The sequence below is a fragment of the Streptococcus sp. KHUD_013 genome (assembly GCF_052588545.1).
Genome location: NZ_CP186264.1, coordinates 174634 through 191983, shown reverse-complemented (window position 1 = coordinate 191983; position 17350 = coordinate 174634). Strand labels below are relative to the sequence as shown.

Annotated in this window: 11 protein-coding genes; all 11 read right to left on the bottom strand. The window is 43.9% G+C overall.

All coding sequences use genetic code 11. The annotated features are described in order from the left end of the window. Positions 1-28 precede the first annotated feature (28 nt). The 11 genes from ACOXXR_RS00825 to radA all read right to left on the bottom strand — a co-directional run bounded on the left by ACOXXR_RS00825 (position 29) and on the right by radA (position 17319). On the bottom strand, positions 29-3688 hold the full coding sequence (locus tag ACOXXR_RS00825) for an LPXTG cell wall anchor domain-containing protein (protein ID WP_445278857.1): 3660 nt from the start codon (positions 3686-3688) through the stop codon (positions 29-31). A 240-nt stretch (positions 3689-3928) separates the two neighbouring features. Next, positions 3929-5389 carry a glutamate--tRNA ligase gene (gene gltX / locus ACOXXR_RS00820; protein ID WP_154854362.1) on the bottom strand — a complete coding sequence of 487 codons (1461 nt, stop codon included), beginning with the start codon at positions 5387-5389 and terminating at the stop codon, positions 3929-3931. Between the two features lie 98 nt (positions 5390-5487). Beyond that, positions 5488-6270: an alpha/beta hydrolase gene (locus tag ACOXXR_RS00815; protein WP_048690889.1), complete on the bottom strand. Its 783-nt coding sequence runs from the start codon at positions 6268-6270 to the stop codon at positions 5488-5490. A 74-nt stretch (positions 6271-6344) separates the two neighbouring features. Further along, on the bottom strand, positions 6345-8006 hold the full coding sequence (locus ACOXXR_RS00810; RefSeq protein ID WP_445278549.1) for a ribonuclease J: 1662 nt from the start codon (positions 8004-8006) through the stop codon (positions 6345-6347). Positions 8007-8373: 367 nt separating this feature from the next. Beyond that, the gene (locus ACOXXR_RS00805; RefSeq protein WP_126404912.1) at positions 8374-8862 is read right to left on the bottom strand and encodes a hypothetical protein; all 489 of its coding nucleotides are present in this window, start codon (positions 8860-8862) and stop codon (positions 8374-8376) included. Between the two features lie 566 nt (positions 8863-9428). Beyond that, positions 9429-10187, bottom strand: a complete 759-nt coding sequence (locus ACOXXR_RS00800; RefSeq protein WP_414260046.1) for an ABC transporter ATP-binding protein — start codon at positions 10185-10187, stop codon at positions 9429-9431. Further along, positions 10184-11050: an ABC transporter permease gene (locus ACOXXR_RS00795; RefSeq protein WP_120701529.1), complete on the bottom strand. Its 867-nt coding sequence runs from the start codon at positions 11048-11050 to the stop codon at positions 10184-10186. The genes ACOXXR_RS00800 and ACOXXR_RS00795 overlap by 4 nt, the downstream gene beginning before the upstream one ends. 168 nt (positions 11051-11218) lie before the next feature. Continuing rightward, positions 11219-14266: a Spy0128 family protein gene (locus ACOXXR_RS00790; protein WP_445278548.1), complete on the bottom strand. Its 3048-nt coding sequence runs from the start codon at positions 14264-14266 to the stop codon at positions 11219-11221. A gap of 293 nt (positions 14267-14559) precedes the next feature. Next, entirely contained in the window at positions 14560-15057 is a 498-nt protein-coding gene (locus ACOXXR_RS00785; protein ID WP_023027328.1) for a beta-class carbonic anhydrase, read from the bottom strand. 146 nt (positions 15058-15203) lie between these two features. After that, positions 15204-15899, bottom strand: coding sequence for a TIGR00266 family protein (locus ACOXXR_RS00780; RefSeq protein ID WP_445278547.1), 696 nt, complete (start codon positions 15897-15899; stop codon positions 15204-15206). A gap of 82 nt (positions 15900-15981) precedes the next feature. Further along, complete coding sequence (gene radA, locus ACOXXR_RS00775) at positions 15982-17319, bottom strand: DNA repair protein RadA (RefSeq protein ID WP_445278546.1); 1338 nt, start codon at positions 17317-17319, stop codon at positions 15982-15984. Positions 17320-17350: the final 31 nt, after the last annotated feature.

Below are 17350 nucleotides of genomic sequence, written 5' to 3'. Positions count from 1 at the left end.
ACGGATATTTTCCTATAAAGAAATGCCGTTATTCTTCCTCTTCTTTTTTACGGCGTCCCAATAGAGTTAGTCCAAAGAAAGATGCAAGAGTAGCAAATAAGGTTGATGCTGTAGATTTCTTTTCACCAGTTGCTGGAAGAACGGTTTTCGATGAGCTTTCTTTATTGGATAGGATCACTGGAGTAGAAGAGGATAGGGACTGAATGAGCACTCCCGAAGTCCCACCAGAATGAGCTTCACTTGCTGAATCTAGCATTGAAACGGACTGAGAATGACTGATTGACTCTGATTGTCTATGCGAGTTAAATGAGGACTCTGAAAGGGTTTCACTTCTTGAGATAGAACCACTCAAGGATTCTGATGACGACTCGGTTAGACTGAGTGAATCAGACTGACTGTTAGACCTAGACTCCGGTGTCGAAACGGACTCGCTTGATAGAGCAGATTGACTCGAAGAACTCGAGATAGATTCTGAACTCCTTACAAACTCGGATTGAGAAGCCGACATAGATTCACTGGCGAAAATTGAGGTACTCATGAATTTAGAGACTGACTCTGATAACATGGCTGATGTCAGCTGGCTTGTCGACTCGAACTGGGAAGTTGAATCCGACTCTCTTGTAGAATCCAAGGTACTCAAAGAAATGGATTCTAATTCAGAACTACTTTCCGATTGACTATCCCAGACAACTTGAGAAGCTGAAACACTTTGAGAGTCTGAAAGGGATTCTAAGATACTTGCCGACGCAGACTGACTGATCGACTCTGACTCAAAGGTCGAAACTGACTCACTTGCCGAAACCGAAGCACTCAAGGAGTCGGAGAATGATTCTGAGCTACTTGCCGATACCGACTGACTGATTGACTCAGATTGAGAAGTCGAGATAGACTCACTTGTGGAAGCAGAGGTACTCAAAGAGCCTGAGACTGAATCGGAACTACTTGCGGATATAGATTGACTGACTGACTCTGACTCAAAGGTCGAAATAGACTCACTGGCGGAAATCGAGGTGCTCAACGAGTCCGAGACTATTTCTGAGACACTTGCCGACGCAGACTGGCTGATCAACTCTGACTCAGAGGCCGAAACTGACTCACTCGTGGAAACAGAGGTACTCATGGATTCGGTGACTGAGTCGGAGATACTTGCCGAGACTGACTGACTGATTGACTCGGACTCAGAGGTCGAAACTGAATCACTGGCGGAAATCGAGGTACTTAAAGATTCCGAGACTGAGTCTGAAAAACTTTCCGAGACTGACTGACTGATCGACTCTAACTCAGAGGTCGAAACTGAATCACTGGTGGAAAGCGAGGTACTCAACGAGTACGAGACTAAGTCTGAAAAACTTTCCGAGACTGACTGACTGATCGACTCTGACTCAGAGATCAAAACTGAATCACTCGCGGAGACTGAGTTGGAGACACTTGCCGACGCAGACTGGCTGATCAACTCTGACTCAGAGGCCGAAACTGACTCACTCGTGGAAACAGAGGTACTCATGGATTCGGTGACTGAGTCGGAGATACTTGCCGAGACTGACTGACTGATTGACTCGGACTCAGAGGTCGAAACTGAATCACTTGCGGAAACAGAGGTACTCAACGAGTCTAAGACTGACCCTGAAACACTTACCGACGCAGACTGACTGATCGACTCTGACTCAGAGGTCGAAACTGAATCACTCGTGGAAACAGAGGTACTTAAAGATTCTGAGACTGAGTTGGAGACACTTGCCGACGCAGACTGGCTGGTCGATTCTGATTGAGAAGTCGAAATTGACTCCCTGACAGAAACCGAGGTACTCAAGGAGTCCGAGACTGAGTCGGAAACACTTGCCGATAGCGACTGGCTTACCGACTCGGATTGAGAAGTCGAGATAGAATCACTTGTGGAAACAGAGGTACTTAAAGATTCTGAGACTGAGTCGGAGACACTTGCCGATGCAGACTGGCTTACTGACTCTGAATCAGAGGTCGAAACAAACTTACTCGCGGAAACTGATGTGCTTAACGAGCCTGAAATTGATTCGGAGATACTTAACGATGCAGACTGGCTTACTGACTCTGAATCAGAAATCGAAAGAGATTCACTTGTGGAAACCGAGGTACTCAAGGACTCTGAATCACTTACAGATGTTGACTGACTCCCAGATACCACCACACTGACTGATGTAGACTCACTCTCTGAGGCCACAGCAGATTCTGAAAGTCTTTCTGATTCTAAAACACTCAAAGATTGAGATGCCGCTTTTGATACCGAGAGACTTGTAGAAAGCGAGGTGCTTTGAGAAGCGACGATTGATGTTGAAGCACTCTCCGATTCTGAATAGTTCTCAGACAAAGACTCTGATAACTTGGCCGATTGTGACCGCATTTGAGAAGTACTTTGCACTTCAGATACGCTCAGTGAATAACTCACCGAGAGCGACTGCGTTCGAGGATCCTCTGTCAAAGGCACCTTTACAGTATTGGACGTATCATCCTTAAAGACAACCGTAATGTCTCCAGTTGCAGAGACTGAATAGCTCTTAAAATCCTTAGACGCCAGTAGACGTGGATTTCCTGCCTTGAATTTTTCCCAAATCTGCGCTTTTTCAGACTCTGTCAGATTGGTCAAATCAGTCACTTGAGTATTAGAAGTCACTGGAGCAATTGGATTTCGGATACCATCATTTTGAGGTAACACTTTAATGCGGAAAGAACGGTCGAGGAACTGATTTCTAGCATTGGTAAAACGAACCGTGATTGTATAAGTCTTCCCAGGTTCGACAACCTCTGTACCTCCTACTTTCCCTTCAATCAACATGGGAGCAAAAGGCGATTTCAAGGTTGCATTGGGAACGAGAACCCCCTCAACCCGTTCACTATTGGGAGCATAGCCCATATAAGTGAGAATGACGCCACCATTCTGCTCTCTCACAATGTATTGCAACCTAATTGGATCTGAATTATAAGCTGTAATGAGATGATTATTTGCCGGACCGCTCATGACAAAAGGAGTACGAAAGGCACTGTCCGCTTCTAAGGCACTACCTGTACGCGGATCTCTCTTCCCTGATTGCTCTCTTAACACAGCATTGACCAAGCGATTCCGAGCAGACTTGGCCTGAAGAAGAGTCGCCTCTCCATCTTGATCCGGATTGGCTAATTGGTTACGGATCGCCTCCAGAGCCTCTTCCGCTTCCAACACAACTCCTTCTCCACCTTTCAATTCTTTCGCTTGCTCTATATAGGAATAAAGGTCCCGAGCTATACTTTGAAGCTGTTTGTCCCTAGCAGGATCTGAGACGGTTACAGCCTCTTGAACCCCATTTGAAAGGACGCTAACTTCCGTCATTGAAGTAGAGAGTGCTTCAGAATGCTTCATGAACAAAGTAGTAGAAAGAGACCCACTCTGTAAGTCTGATGAAGACCACTCGCTCGTAGACAGACTTGTCATTGACGACTGTTCCACACTGCCTAACACCAAGCTATCTTTACCAACCACTCCCACTTCTGAAGCTACTTCTGACTGTATAGTTGGATCTGCTAGTTCATCAGCAGTTGCTTGATGCACGATTGACGTCGCACCTATAATGGATCCAGTAGCAATCAAGCCTTTTAAGGCTATAGAACTTGGAGCATCCATACTAGAATGATTGGAAACATCTCTTTCTTTTTTAGGTCGTAAAAAAGAAGCATTCAAACAGGCTACTCGAATCCAATGTTTCCCCGATTTTATTAATTTAAATCTCGTCACTCTATTCCATGTTTTTTTTAGCAAGGTAAGAATGCCCCTCTCTCCTCAAAAATTATTCTCTCTTGATTATACATGATTGAATCCTATTTTCAATCATTTTGGCTATATCTATGCTCTAACTCAGCAAAAAAGCCATCGAATCGATGACTTTTTAGAAATGAACAGCATGTTTTCGAAAGCTGATTCCTATTTAGAAATTTCTGCCAACATTTTCTCAATGTGTTGGATGGATTTTTCACGTCCAAGCAAGTAAATGGTATCTGGCAATTCTGGACCATGCATTTCACCTGAAACAGCGATACGGATTGGCATGAAGAGATTTTTCCCTTTGATACCAGTTTCCTTTTGGACCGCTTTGATTTGTGGGAAGATATTTTCTACCACAAACTCATCGTCTGACATGGCTTCGAGTTTTGCTTTGAAGGCTTCAAGTACAGTCGGAACCGTTTCACCAGCCATGACTTCTCGCTCAGCTGCTGTCAATTCTGGGAAGTCTGAGAAGAAAAGGTCTGTCAATGGAACGATTTCGTCCACCGACTTCATTTGTGGTTTGTAGAGTTCCACCAATTTCTCAGCCTTGTCTGTTAAACGACCTGCTTCTTCAAGGAATGGTTTGGCCATTTCAAAGATAGTCTCAAGATCCGCATTCTTAATGTACTCATTACTCATCCAGTCCATTTTCTTCTGGTCGAAGGCTGCTGGAGACTTGCTGAGACGGTTTTCATCAAAGAGGTTAATGAGTTCTTGACGAGAGAAGATTTCATCTTCCCCACCAGGATTCCAGCCAAGAAGGGCGATGAAGTTAAAGACTGCTTCTGGAAGGTACCCTTTCTTACGGTAATCTTCGATAAATTGAAGGGTGTTAGTATCACGTTTAGATAACTTCTTACCAGTTTCAGAGTTGATGATCAAGGTCATGTGACCAAATTCTGGTGCTTCCCAACCAAGTGCTTCATAAACCATGAGTTGTTTTGGTGTATTGGCAATGTGGTCATCTCCACGAATGACATGAGAGATTTGCATATCGTGGTCATCGATGACAACGGCAAAGTTGTAGGTTGGGTAACCATCTTTCTTTTGGATAACCCAGTCCCCACCGATATTGCCGCCTTCAAACTCGATATCACCTTTGACCATGTCATGCCACTTGTAAATACCAGACTCATTAACTGCCAAACGAACAGTCGGGATAATCCCTGCAGCTTCACGTTCTGCGATATAAGCTGCTTTTTCTTCTTCGCTCATGCCGAGGTATTCGTTGATGTAGCGAGGTGTTTCACCCGCTGCTTCTTGGCGTTCACGCTCTGCTGCCAACTCTTCTTCTGTAACGTAAGACTTGTAGGCTTTCCCTTCGGCCAAGAGTTGGTCGATATATTTTTGATAGAGTTCCAAACGCTCAGACTGGCGGTAGTTTTCATGCGTCTCTGGACTTTCATCCCAGTCCATGCCCAACCAACGAAGGTTTTCCAGCTGGGAACGTTCGCCGTCTTCGACGTGGCGCTTACGGTCCGTATCTTCGATACGGATGATAAAGGTTCCACCATGGTGGCGCGCATACAAGTAGTTAAACAATGCTGTACGAGCATTTCCGATGTGTAGTAGTCCGGTTGGACTTGGTGCATAACGCACACGAATATCTTTAGTCACGTATGTTTCTCCTAATTGTTCATTGATTCTGGGCTTCTCTTCTAACTGGCCCAGGCACTTTTCACTCTATTATAGCACATCTCTGCATGAGTAGCTTCCTAATCGAGTCGTTCTTCTAGTTCAAAATCAATTGGCAGGGTTGCTAAGAAATGCTCCAACTCCCGCTCCCAATAAAACCATTCATGTTTTCCTGGTCCATGGCTGTAGGTGATATCAAAACCGAGGTCCTTCAGATGATCCACAGCTGTATTGTTGGCCTCATACAGAGCATCCTGCTCGCCACACCACGCCCATAAGACCGTCTTTTTATCTGAGTACTTCTCAGCAATGCTTTCCAAAGAGTAAGGACTCGTCGTCCAATCTTCTAACTCTCCAAAGACCCCTTGCCAATAAGCCTTACTGCCAAGGTCGGTATCTGCTAGTTGACGTCCCTCAAAGCTAAGAGCACCAGAAAAACTAGCAGCATGCGAGAAGCGATTGGTTTGAAGGGCCAGTTTGAAAGATCCATAGCCCCCCATCGATAGACCAGCAATAAAGGTCTTCTCCCGCTTCTTGGTCATATTTGGGAAGAAGCGTGCCAAGGTCTTAGGCAATTCCTCTGCGATGGCTGTGTAGTAGGGATAGCCATACTGGGTATCCGTATACCAACCATTATTGGTATTAGGCAAGACGACAATCAAATTGGTCGACCGTAGGATCCGTTCCACATTGGTCCGTTTCAACCAGGAGTACTGATTGCCATTCATCCCATGAAGGAGATAGAGGACCGGGATATCTTGATCATCTGGATTTTCCACCCGAGATCCATCTGGGTAGAGGACGTTGATTCCCCACTCCATTGCGAGCGCTTCTGAATAGTATTCAATCTGCATTACTGCCATCTATCTTTCCTCACTATTTCTTCTTTTCCTTGACAAGAAAAAGCCGACGATCGACTTTTCCTCTTATCTTAATCCTAGCGTACTTCCATGACGACTGGCAAGATAGCTGGTCGACGTTTGGTCTGGTCAAAGAGGTACTTGGCCAAACTATCACGAACAGCACCCTTGAGCTCGCCCCAATCGAAGCTGTCCTGGGCTAAGTATTCCTCCACACTTTGGTTGACAATCTCTGCACTTTCGCGCAAGATATCGCGACTCTTCTTCACATAGATAAAGCCACGGGTGTGAACTTTTGCCTTCGAGATAATGCGTTTTTCACGACGGTTAACGGTAATGGCCACAATAAAGATACCATCTTCTGAAAGGACTTTTCGGTCACGGAGCACGACATTTCCAACATCTCCAATGGCATTCCCATCGATGAGGACATCTCCAGCAGAGACGCTACCTGCAGGAACGAAGTCACCATTGTCATATTCCATGATGGTGCCTTTTTTCGGAATGAAGATATTTTCAGGCAAAATCCCCACTTCCATCGCAAGCCGTGCATGGGCATCTAATTCGCGGTATTCCCCTTGGATTGGGAACAGATAGTTGGGACGAAGGAGGTTGATCATCAATTGAAGATCACGCGCATTTCCATGTCCTGATACACGCAAGCTTTGAGTAATCGCTTTAACGACCCCGCCTGCTTGATAGACCATATTTTCTACACGTGCCATAACCGCTTCTTTGGCGATAGATGGAGTTGTTACGATATAGACCAAGTCACCATCCTTGATTTCGACATAGCGGTGACGGCCAATGGACATCTTACGAAGTCCGTTGATCGGCTCACCCATACGTCCAGTTTCAAGAATAATCAATTCATGGTCCTCAAAACGAGACATTTCTTTTGGCTTGATCAATAATTTTTCGTTGGCCAAAGAAAGCTTATTTAAACGAATCCCTGTCCGGACGATATTTTCTACGTCAAATCCAGTCAAAACAACCCGACGCCCTGTCTCTGCAGCTGCATCAAAGACCTGCTGGATCCGTGATAGGTTACTAGCAACAGCAGCAACAATGACCCGGCCATCCCAGTCCCCAATGGTATCCAGGATTTCATCTCCAACTTCTTGCTCGCTAGCCACTTGAACAGTGCTGTCAGCATTCGCAGAGTCACTCAAGAGAGCTAGCACGCCTTCGCGTCCAATCTCTGCCAAACGAGCAAAGTCTGTCGCATAAAACTCACTCGCTGTCTGGTCAAACTTGAAGTCTCCTGTATAGACGATGTTACCCTCAGGAGTCTTGATGACAATTCCTAAACTTTCTGGAATAGAGTGGGTTGTCTGGAAGAAGGAAACAACGGTTCCTCCAAAATCGATTTCTGAATTGGCATCGATCACATGGAAGTCATTGAACTTCTTGACACTGTCGTTACTCTTGACAAAGAGCTTGGCCAACTCGACGGTCAACTCCGACCCAAATACTGGAACTTTAGCCTCCGCTAAAAGATAAGGAAGTGCTCCGATGGCATCCGCATGCCCGTGCGTTAAAAAGACCCCTGCGATACGATCGCTATTCTCAAAGAGGTAATCCATGTTGGGAATAACAACATCGACCCCTAGTTGCTCATTTTCTGGATACTTGAGACCAGCATCCAAAACAAAAATAGAGTCATTTACTTCAGCTATGTAGAGGTTTTTCCCGTTTTCACGGACTCCACCTAAAGTAATCAACTTAATGTTACTCATGTTTTCTCCTTTATATGATGGTTCATACTTACGGTCCTTGGCTCACCAAGTCGAATTACAGTTTTGCAAATTTCTTGCATATCTAGAACATTATACTATTTTTTCACGATTTTTTCAAAAGTCAGATCAAACAAAAGAGGCTGGGACAAAAGTCCTAGCCTCTCAATTGTCTTTGGATTGTCGAGCAAGACGCAGTGGTTGAGTGGGCTCTACTACGCTGGTTTCATCAGCTTTTACAGCCCTACTCAACTTTGCGGAGGTGGGACGACGAAATCCAATCCTAACGAATTACCGATTTCTGTCCCACTCTCACTTTATTAAGACCAAAGACGATAGCCTAGATTGTCAACTTTGTCAAAAAGAGACCCTAGTCCGTATGATAGTCATTTTTCTTATTCTCAATCACCCGTATCGCCGCCTTGATGACATGAAACTCGTTTAGCAGTTCTTCTAAGTGCTGGTAATTCCGATCGCTGAGCGCCCCCTTCTTAAGGGTTTGAGACAAGCTATAAAACCGATCAACATGCTCATCAATATTGGCCAGCAATTCTTTGGCTTCTTTTAACCGGTAGCGATTCAGGAGCTTGCTCTGGCTATGTTTATAAGCGAGCACATTCTCACGATGAATGTCTTGACAGACTTCCTTCTGTTCTTCATCCACCGTCAAATTGACCGCTTGGAAGCAAGTAATAAATTCCCGATTCTTCAGATCACACACAAAGACGACACCGTCCTCTGCTACATAGGCTTCCGTATCGGGCCGTTGATCAAAACTGCTGTCAAAATGATGAAGCGAGGGCACGTGTTGATTGACCCAACGTCTCAACTGCTCTTCATCAACCCCAAATCGTTCCATTGCTCTTTCTTTAAAGTGATCTCGACAGCTATATTCATGTGCGTATGGTAATCCCACTGCCCTCACCTCGACTTTCTAGCATGACAAACAAAAAGACCTCCAGTCTTACGGGACTAGAGGTCTGGTCTGCTTCACTGACAAGAGGCGATTAACCATTTAGGCTAACGAAAACAACAGTTATGATTTTCATTTCTTTTCATGGTACGATTCACATACCAGTGGTTTTCTTTGCAAGTTCTCTTTCAGTTTTGTTACAAAGCACTCAGTTGAGCATACCGAAGTTCGAAAACCATCTAAAGCTTCCACTACTATTTCCACGTATTTCAATGTCATTTAGTAAGTTAAGCAGACTTACTTGACGGCTCAACCGATTTAACATTTCCGACGTTCTGGCTTTTTTATAAAAAGCACAATCAAGTGTCAGCGAGGCAAACCTATAACGAAGTAACCTAATGTATGAATCTATAAGGCATTGGTATCAACCCCTTCTCCCTTATCTTCACCTATAGTATACTCCTTTAATATCAGTATTGCAAGCGATTACACACTGAAACTAGTTTCTAAATTTATTCAAAGAAACGGTAGTAATCAGACAGGTCCATCTTAGCCTTTTCCTCTTGGTTCAAGTCCTGGATAATCTTTCCATCCTTCATGACAATCAAGCGATTCCCGTACTTGAGGGCATCTTCCATATGGTGGGTAATCATCAAGGCAGTCAGTTGATCCGTTTTGACAAATCGATCCGTCAGCTCCATCAAGGCCTGACTCGTCTTGGGATCGAGAGCAGCTGTATGCTCATCCAAGAGCAAGAGTTCAGGACGCTTCAGGGTAGCCATCAATAGGCTCAAAGCCTGACGTTGTCCACCAGACAAGAATTCTACCGCTGTATCGACATGCTTCTCTAAACCATTGCCAATCTGGCTTAAAACCTCTTTAAACTCGTCTTTGTAATGGGCAAGGCGACGAGGAACCAAGCCCCGCTTTTCTCCTCGGAATTTTGCAATCAGGAGATTCTCGGCCACTGTCATTCGAGGGGCTGTCCCCATCTTTGGATCTTGGAAGACCCGGGATAGGTATTTGGCCCGTTTTTCCGGACCATAGTGCGTCACGTCCTCCCCCTTGATCAAGACTTGACCACTGGTCAGAGGCAGGGTTCCAGCCAAGGTGTTGAAAAGGGTTGACTTCCCAGCACCATTGCCCCCAAGAATGGTGATAAAGTCATGCTCATGAATCTCCAAAGAGACATTGTCCAAAATGACTTTTTCTTCATTCAAGCCATTGTTCACCACGATGGTGGCATTTTTTAATTCTACAATTGCGGTCATTTGCTGAGTTTGACTCCTTTCAGCAGTTTCTCTTTAAAGGTTGGAATCATGAGACAGATAGCCAAGATGATAGCACTAAAGATACGGATGTAGCTAGTATTGACACCAATGGCAATCACAGCCCAAATCAAGAATTGATAAATAATCGATCCAATAACGATACTGAGCAAACGTTCTGCTAAGGTTAGTTTTGAAAAAAGAACCTCTCCGATAATCAAGCTAGCCAAACCAACGACGATTACCCCGATCCCTCGAGAAGCATCTGCATAGCCTTCTTGCTGGGCCATCAAGGCACCTGACAAGGCAATAATCCCATTAGAAACCACAAGCCCCATCAACTCCATCCGGCTGGTATGGATCCCAAAGCTTTTAGCCATCTCAGGATTGTCCCCTGTCGCAATATAGGCCTGCCCCAATTTAGTATCTAAAAAGAAGAGCATAGCGGCAATCACCAGGGTCACAAAGATGATCCCGATGATAATCTCGTTTACGCCACTCGCGATAGGAATCATATCTTGGATTTTTGAGTAGCCAAGCAAGCCTAGGTTGGCCCGTTGCATCACAAAGAGAATGACTGAGTTACAGGAAGTCATCACCAAAATCCCCGATAACAACGTCGGAATTTTCCCTTTGGTATAAAGAAGACCTGTTGCTAATCCAGCCAAACAACCCGCACCAACGGCGGCTAGGGTGGCTAGCAAAGGATGAACCCCTTTGGTGATCAGAGTTACCGCAACGGCTCCTCCTAATGGAAAGGAGCCCTCTGTGGTCATATCTGGGAAATCCAAGATACGGAAGGTCATAAAGATCCCTAGCCCCAAAATAGCCCAGATCAAACCTTGTGAAATAATCGAAATAAGCATACCTTTGTCCTAACTATTGTAAATATCCTCTATTGTATCATATTGCGAGACGTGATTTCAATGCTTTCAAGAAATAACAAAAAGGCCCCACTCCTTAGAGCGAGGCCTTCTTGTGTAAAACTAAACCATTTCCGATCCTAGTGTGAATCGTTAGTGTCTACCACTTGTTTAGTCTTCGTTTTTCTTGCGTCTTGCAAGGCCAGCCAGTCCGACCAAACCAAGAGCAGCGCCTAACAATGCAGCAGAAGCTGATTGTTCTTCACCAGTAGAAGGAAGTTCTGGTGCTGGCGGTGTCACCGGTGGTGTTGGCGGTGTTACCGGTGGTGTTGGTGGTGTCACCGGTGGTGTTGGTGGTGTTACCGGTGGTGTTGGTGGTGTCACCGGTGGTGTTGGTGGTGTCACCGGTGGTGTTGGTGGTGTTACTGGTGGTTTCGGTGGAATTACCTTGTTGTTGAACTCAGTATCTACCGGTAATTGAGAAGTTGCTGTTAAGACTTTGCCTTCTTTAGTAACTGTTACTGTTACTGTAGCTACCATCTTATCGTATTCAACTCCTGTTTCAGTACCTTTAACCTCTTCCACAGTGTAAGTGTAAGTTCCTTCTTCTCCACGTTTGAACTCTAATGCAGAGAACTTGATGTTTCCTGTTGCATCGTTCTTAACTGTTTCAATAACTTTTCCATCTTTATCTTTAAGTACGAAGCTAAATTCACCTTCTTTTAGCTCACGTCCTTCAAGTTTCTTAGTGAAGTTAAATTCAACTTTAGTTGGGATGTTAACGACACGTTTTTCTGTTGGTTTTTCTGGAGTTTCTACAGATTTGCTTACTGGGTTGTAAACGTGAACGATTTGGTTCGCTTTGTTTTCGATGTCTACTCCACCAGGTACATCAGCTTTAACTGTAGCTGGAATATCAAATTTGTAGTAACGTCCAAATGCAAATTTAGTAGTATCAATAACTTGAGTATTTTCTGCATCACCTAAAGATTTGTTCATAGAAGCTTTAGATGTAGCTGTGATTACTCCGTTAGCTACTGTAATATCAAATTTAGAAGTTACATCAACTCCTGTTACGCTATCATATGCTTTAATATCAGCAGCGTTAACAGTTAATTTATCTGCATCGTAAGTATCAGAGATACCAACAGATTGGATGTTGTTTTTGTCAGTGAAGTTCTTAGTATCTAACCATACTTGGTAAACTAATTTATCTCCACGTTCAACAGTTTTAGTATTGATGTTTTCTGCTTCATTGTTGTTAGTTTGATCAGCATATGGGTTAGCATTTGTTTCAGTGTATTCATCTTGTAATTCATTATCATCGTCCATTAATTTTGTACCTGTTAGGTCAAATTTTTCTTTGTTAAGAACGAATTTTTCTGGTTGGAATACAGGCGTTTCTGGAGGAGTTATTTTGTTGTTGAACTCTTTATCCGCTGTTCCATCAGTTGCTTTACCATTAGCGTCTACCCCACCAGTAGAAACTACGTTAGTTACAGTTGTTAATGTGTGACCATTTTTAGCAACTTCTACAGTAATAGTAGCTTTCATAGTATCATATACCATTCCAGCTTCTTTAGTTGCAGGGATAACTTCTTCTACAGTATAAGTGTGAGTACCAACTTTAGAGTTGTCGAATGTTAATTCTGAGAATGTAACAGTTCCGTCTGCTTTGTTAGTTACTGTTTCAACTTCTTGTCCGTTTGCATCTTTAAGAACGAATTTGAATTCTCCGTCTTTAAGTTCACGTCCAGCTAATTTCTTAGTGAAGTCGAATTTAGTTTTAACAGGTGCTACAACGTAGTTGTTGAAGATTTTATCATCAGCACTTGATTTGAATCCACCTTCAGCACTGTATTTAACTGTAGCTTGTAATTCACCTTGAGCATTTTCAGTTACATTAACAGTCATAGTAACTGTCATTGCATCGTATTCAACATTTGCATCTGAACCTGGTGTTTCAGTGATTGTGTAAGTGTAAGTACCAACTTTGTTAAATGTTAATTTACTGAATGTAGCTTTACCATCAGCTTTGTTAGTTACAGTTTCTTCATATGCTTGGATTGATTTATTTGGTTGAACTTCTTTTAGTTTGAATGTAAACTCACCATTTGCTAGTACACGTCCTTCAAGTTGTTTTTCAACTTCTGGAGTTACTTCAACTGGTTCTTGTTTTACATAGTAGTAAACAGGTTGTTTATATGGTGTTAAATTATTTAATAAGTCAACGTTTGTACCGATACCTCCTACTCCACGTTCTAATTGTGCGTTAGCTGAACCGTGTCCAATTCCATCTCCTAAGAACGGTACGAATACAGTATGATATGGTGCATATCCAGAAGCTTTTTGGAAGTCGAATGGAACTTCTTTACCGTTTGGATAGTTAGTTTTTGCTCCTGTTTTTGGATCAGTAACAGTTCTAGTTTCTATTACATTACCAGTGTTTTTATCAATTAATTCAACTGTTGTATCTGTAGATTCATCAAATCTCTTATATGCACGTGCATAGTAATTGCGACTATAACGTTTATTGAATTCAGTTAAATCCCAGATAGCGTATGTATACCAATCTCCTTCTTTTCTCGCGTACCCAGCTGGTACAGGTTGAGAACTAACAGTTGCACCGTTAGCATCTCTGATTTCTGGAGTTACTTTTTCCCCATCTTTTAAGTAAGTAGTTACCGCTACTGGGTTAGAGTTGTGGTCTCCAGTTACTGCTTCGTTTGTAACAGCACGACGACTACGTACTCTTGGTTTGTTTGATTCATCTGAAGCTGGTTTTGCTTCAGTTGCTGCTGGTTTAGCTTCAGCTACAGCTGGTTTAGCAGCTGGTTTAGCAGCTTCTTCAGCAGTAACACCTGCTTCAGGTGTTGCTGCTTTTGCTTCCTCAGCTTTTTCTGAAGTTACAGCTGGAGCTTCCGTTGCTGCTTTTGCTTCCATTGCTAAAGTAGAGCTTGAGAGATCCACTTTAGGTGCTGGTGCTCCATCAGCGTAGGTCTCACCTGGAGCTTTAGTAGCAGTATCTTGCGCCCCTTGAGTCGACTCAGGTTGAACGCTTGCTGCTTCCTTGCTTGTGTCAGTAGACGTACTAGTTTCATCCGCAGCTACTGTCGGAGTTCCGACAGCAAAAAGCGCTGTCCCAAGTAACACAGAACAAACGCCAACGCTATACTTTCGCAAAGAAAAGCGCTGACGTCTATTAAACATTTCCTTCATTAATTGTATCTCCTCTTTCATATTTATATTATTTGATACATAACAGATATTACCAGACTTGTTGACCAACGTCAACTAAATATATCTGAGTTGTTACTTATCCTCAAACTTTCTGAATATTCAGATGATAATCCCCTCTATTTTTTTACATTTTTTTACTTTTTTTCCCATTTAGTCCATTTTTTTATTATCCCAATTTGTAAAATTAAGTTAGACAGATAAAGCCATCAACTTTCAGTTTCGTATTTGCATACAAAAACCGTTAGCCAAAAAGCTAACGGTATAAGTTTAAGTCAATCTATCACCTCAGTGATCAATCCTGTATCGACATCATAGACAGCTCCTGAGATAATGACGTCGTCTGGAATCAGTGGCGATGCTTTTAAGAGAGCAACATCCTCCCGGACGCTCTCGTAGATATCTTGAAAGGGTAGGAAGTCTTGGTCTCCAACATCAACTCCCAGTTCCTTCTTCAGATGCTGACGGAAGCCTTCATTCTCAAAGGTTTGTGCTCCACAGTCTGTGTGGTGCAAGACCACGATTTCTCGAGTCCCCATCTGTTGCTGTGAGATGACCAAGGAACGAATCATGTCCTCTGTCACGCGCCCACCTGCATTCCGCAAAATATGGGCATCCCCCAGAGCAAGACCTAGTGCCGGTGCGACGTGAAGACGAGAGTCCATACAGGTCACAATGGCCACTTGCGTTTTCGGTTTGATCGGAAGATGGAGGTCTCCGTGCAATTCAACATAGGCTTGATTGGCTTTTAAAAAATTCTCAAAATAGGACATTAGGAACTTCCTTTCTGGTTGGTAAAATAGTTTGAACACCAAATTATTTACACTCTATCTTACCATCTTTTTCCCAGATTGTCAGTTGTCAGCCTACATGAAAAAGGAGAGCAAAAGCAAACCGACTTCTACACTCCTTTCTTATCTTATGATCGTCTTGGTAAATAACGATTCAGCAAGCCAGCAAAGGTCTGAAGGTTGAGACTTTGAACATAGACCTCACCAGTTCCTCTAAAGGTATTGACCACTCCCTCACCTGTTCCGATTGATTGCCAGAAACCATTTTCCAAGTGAATACGATAATCCAAAGACTGGCTCCAAGCAACGACATGGGCATTATCGATGGTGATTTCTTGATTGTTCAGCTCAATTTTTTTAATAGAGCCGTATGCATTCACCAAGAGAGTCCCTTGTCCTTGGGTCGTCATAACGAAGAATCCTCCCTGACCACCAAAAAGAGCCTTACCGATTGATTGGAACTCCATTGTATAGAAGGCCGTGCCATCAAGGGCTAGAAAAGCACCATCGTTCAATCGATACTGCTTTTCACCCAAATACAGTGGTACAACCTGACCTGGTGAGTCAGGTGCCAATGCTAGGTAAGCATTATTAGACTGGGCAAAAACCTGGGTGATAAAAGTACTTTCACCCGAAACCATTGACCGTCCAACTGCTTTTACAAAGCGTCCCACACCAGAGCCACTTGCATTTAATTTGGTGTTGAGGGTCACATTAGGTGTATGGTAGACCATACTCCCCCGCTGAATATAGACAGTCTCACCTTGATTGAGAGATAACTCGACCAATGGGAATTGCACATTGTTGTCTGTAAAAAATTGCATGATAATTAACCCCTATCCTTAAGTAAGTATAGACAAAGTATAGCACAGGAAAAATCTTTTCGCAAACGATTTCAAACTCTGGTTAAGAAAAAACTTTTTTCAAAACTTCCCCTACAGTGGAGACTGCTATCACTTGAATACCATCTGGGATTGTGATGCCTTGGTGAGAATTTTTTGGCGCATAAATCTTAGTGAAGCCAAGTTTAGCCGCTTCGTTGATCCGTTGCTCAATCCGAGTCACTCGACGAATCTCCCCAGTCAAGCCAATCTCACCGATAAAGGCCTCTTGAGGATTGGTTGGAAGCTCCTTGTAGCTAGACGCAATGGCTACCGCTACGGCTAGGTCAATGGCCGGTTCGTCCAGTTTGACACCACCAGCTGACTTGAGATAGGCATCTTGATTTTGAAGAAGAAGTCCGCAACGTTTCTCTAAAACAGCCATAATGAGGCTGACCCGATTAAAGTCAAGACCTGTCGTCGTCCGCTTGGCATTTCCAAAAACAGTTGGGGTCACCAAGGCCTGAACCTCCGCCAAGATTGGTCTACTTCCTTCCATGGTGACGACAATAGCAGAACCAGTCGCCCCATCCAAGCGTTCTTCTAGGAAGACCTGACTGGGATTGAGGACTTCGACTAGGCCACCTGATTGCATCTCGAAAATCCCAATTTCATTGGTCGAGCCAAACCGGTTCTTGACCGCTCTTAGGATTCTGAAGGTATGGTGGCGCTCCCCTTCAAAGTAGAGCACTGTATCCACCATGTGCTCCAACATCCGAGGACCTGCCAAGGTTCCTTCCTTGGTCACATGGCCAACGATGAAGATGGCGATATTATTGGTCTTAGCCAGCTGCATGAGCTCTGCCGTCACTTCCCGCACCTGAGAAACCGATCCCTGCACCCCTGAAATCTCAGGAGACATAATAGTCTGGATAGAGTCAATGATAAGGAAGTTAGGCTGGAGGCGCTCCACTTCTGCTCGCACGCTTTGCATATTGGTCTCCGCATAGAGATAAAACTCACTGTCAATATCCCCCAAGCGCTCTGCCCGAAGTTTGATTTGCTGGGCTGACTCCTCTCCACTAACGTAGAGGACCGTTCCCACTTGAGATAGTTGGGTCGATACCTGAAGGAGGAGAGTCGATTTACCAATTCCAGGATCTCCACCGATGAGGACCAGACTTCCTGGGACGACACCGCCTCCAAGGACGCGGTTGAATTCCTCCATCTCCGTCTTGGTACGATGCACATTGATGGAGGTCACATCCGCCAGTTTCATGGGTTTGGTCTTTTCACCTGTCAAGGACACTCGTGCATTCTTAACCTCTGCGACCTCGACCTCCTCGACAAAAGAAGACCAAGAACCACAGTTGGGACAGCGCCCTAGATACTTGGGTGAGTTATAAGCACAATTTTGACACACAAATGTCGTTTTTTTCTTTGCGATGATAAAC

Coding starts and splice junctions, on each gene's coding strand:
- ACOXXR_RS00815 (WP_048690889.1), bottom strand. CDS start 6,270: ATGGCAGTAATGCAGATTGAATACTATTCAGAAGCGCTCGCAATGGAG.
- ACOXXR_RS00810 (WP_445278549.1), bottom strand. CDS start 8,006: ATGAGTAACATTAAGTTGATTACTTTAGGTGGAGTCCGTGAAAACGGG.
- ACOXXR_RS00805 (WP_126404912.1), bottom strand. CDS start 8,862: ATGGAACGATTTGGGGTTGATGAAGAGCAGTTGAGACGTTGGGTCAAT.
- ACOXXR_RS00800 (WP_414260046.1), bottom strand. CDS start 10,187: ATGACCGCAATTGTAGAATTAAAAAATGCCACCATCGTGGTGAACAAT.
- ACOXXR_RS00795 (WP_120701529.1), bottom strand. CDS start 11,050: ATGCTTATTTCGATTATTTCACAAGGTTTGATCTGGGCTATTTTGGGG.
- ACOXXR_RS00790 (WP_445278548.1), bottom strand. CDS start 14,266: ATGAAGGAAATGTTTAATAGACGTCAGCGCTTTTCTTTGCGAAAGTAT.
- ACOXXR_RS00785 (WP_023027328.1), bottom strand. CDS start 15,057: ATGTCCTATTTTGAGAATTTTTTAAAAGCCAATCAAGCCTATGTTGAA.
- ACOXXR_RS00780 (WP_445278547.1), bottom strand. CDS start 15,899: ATGCAATTTTTTACAGACAACAATGTGCAATTCCCATTGGTCGAGTTA.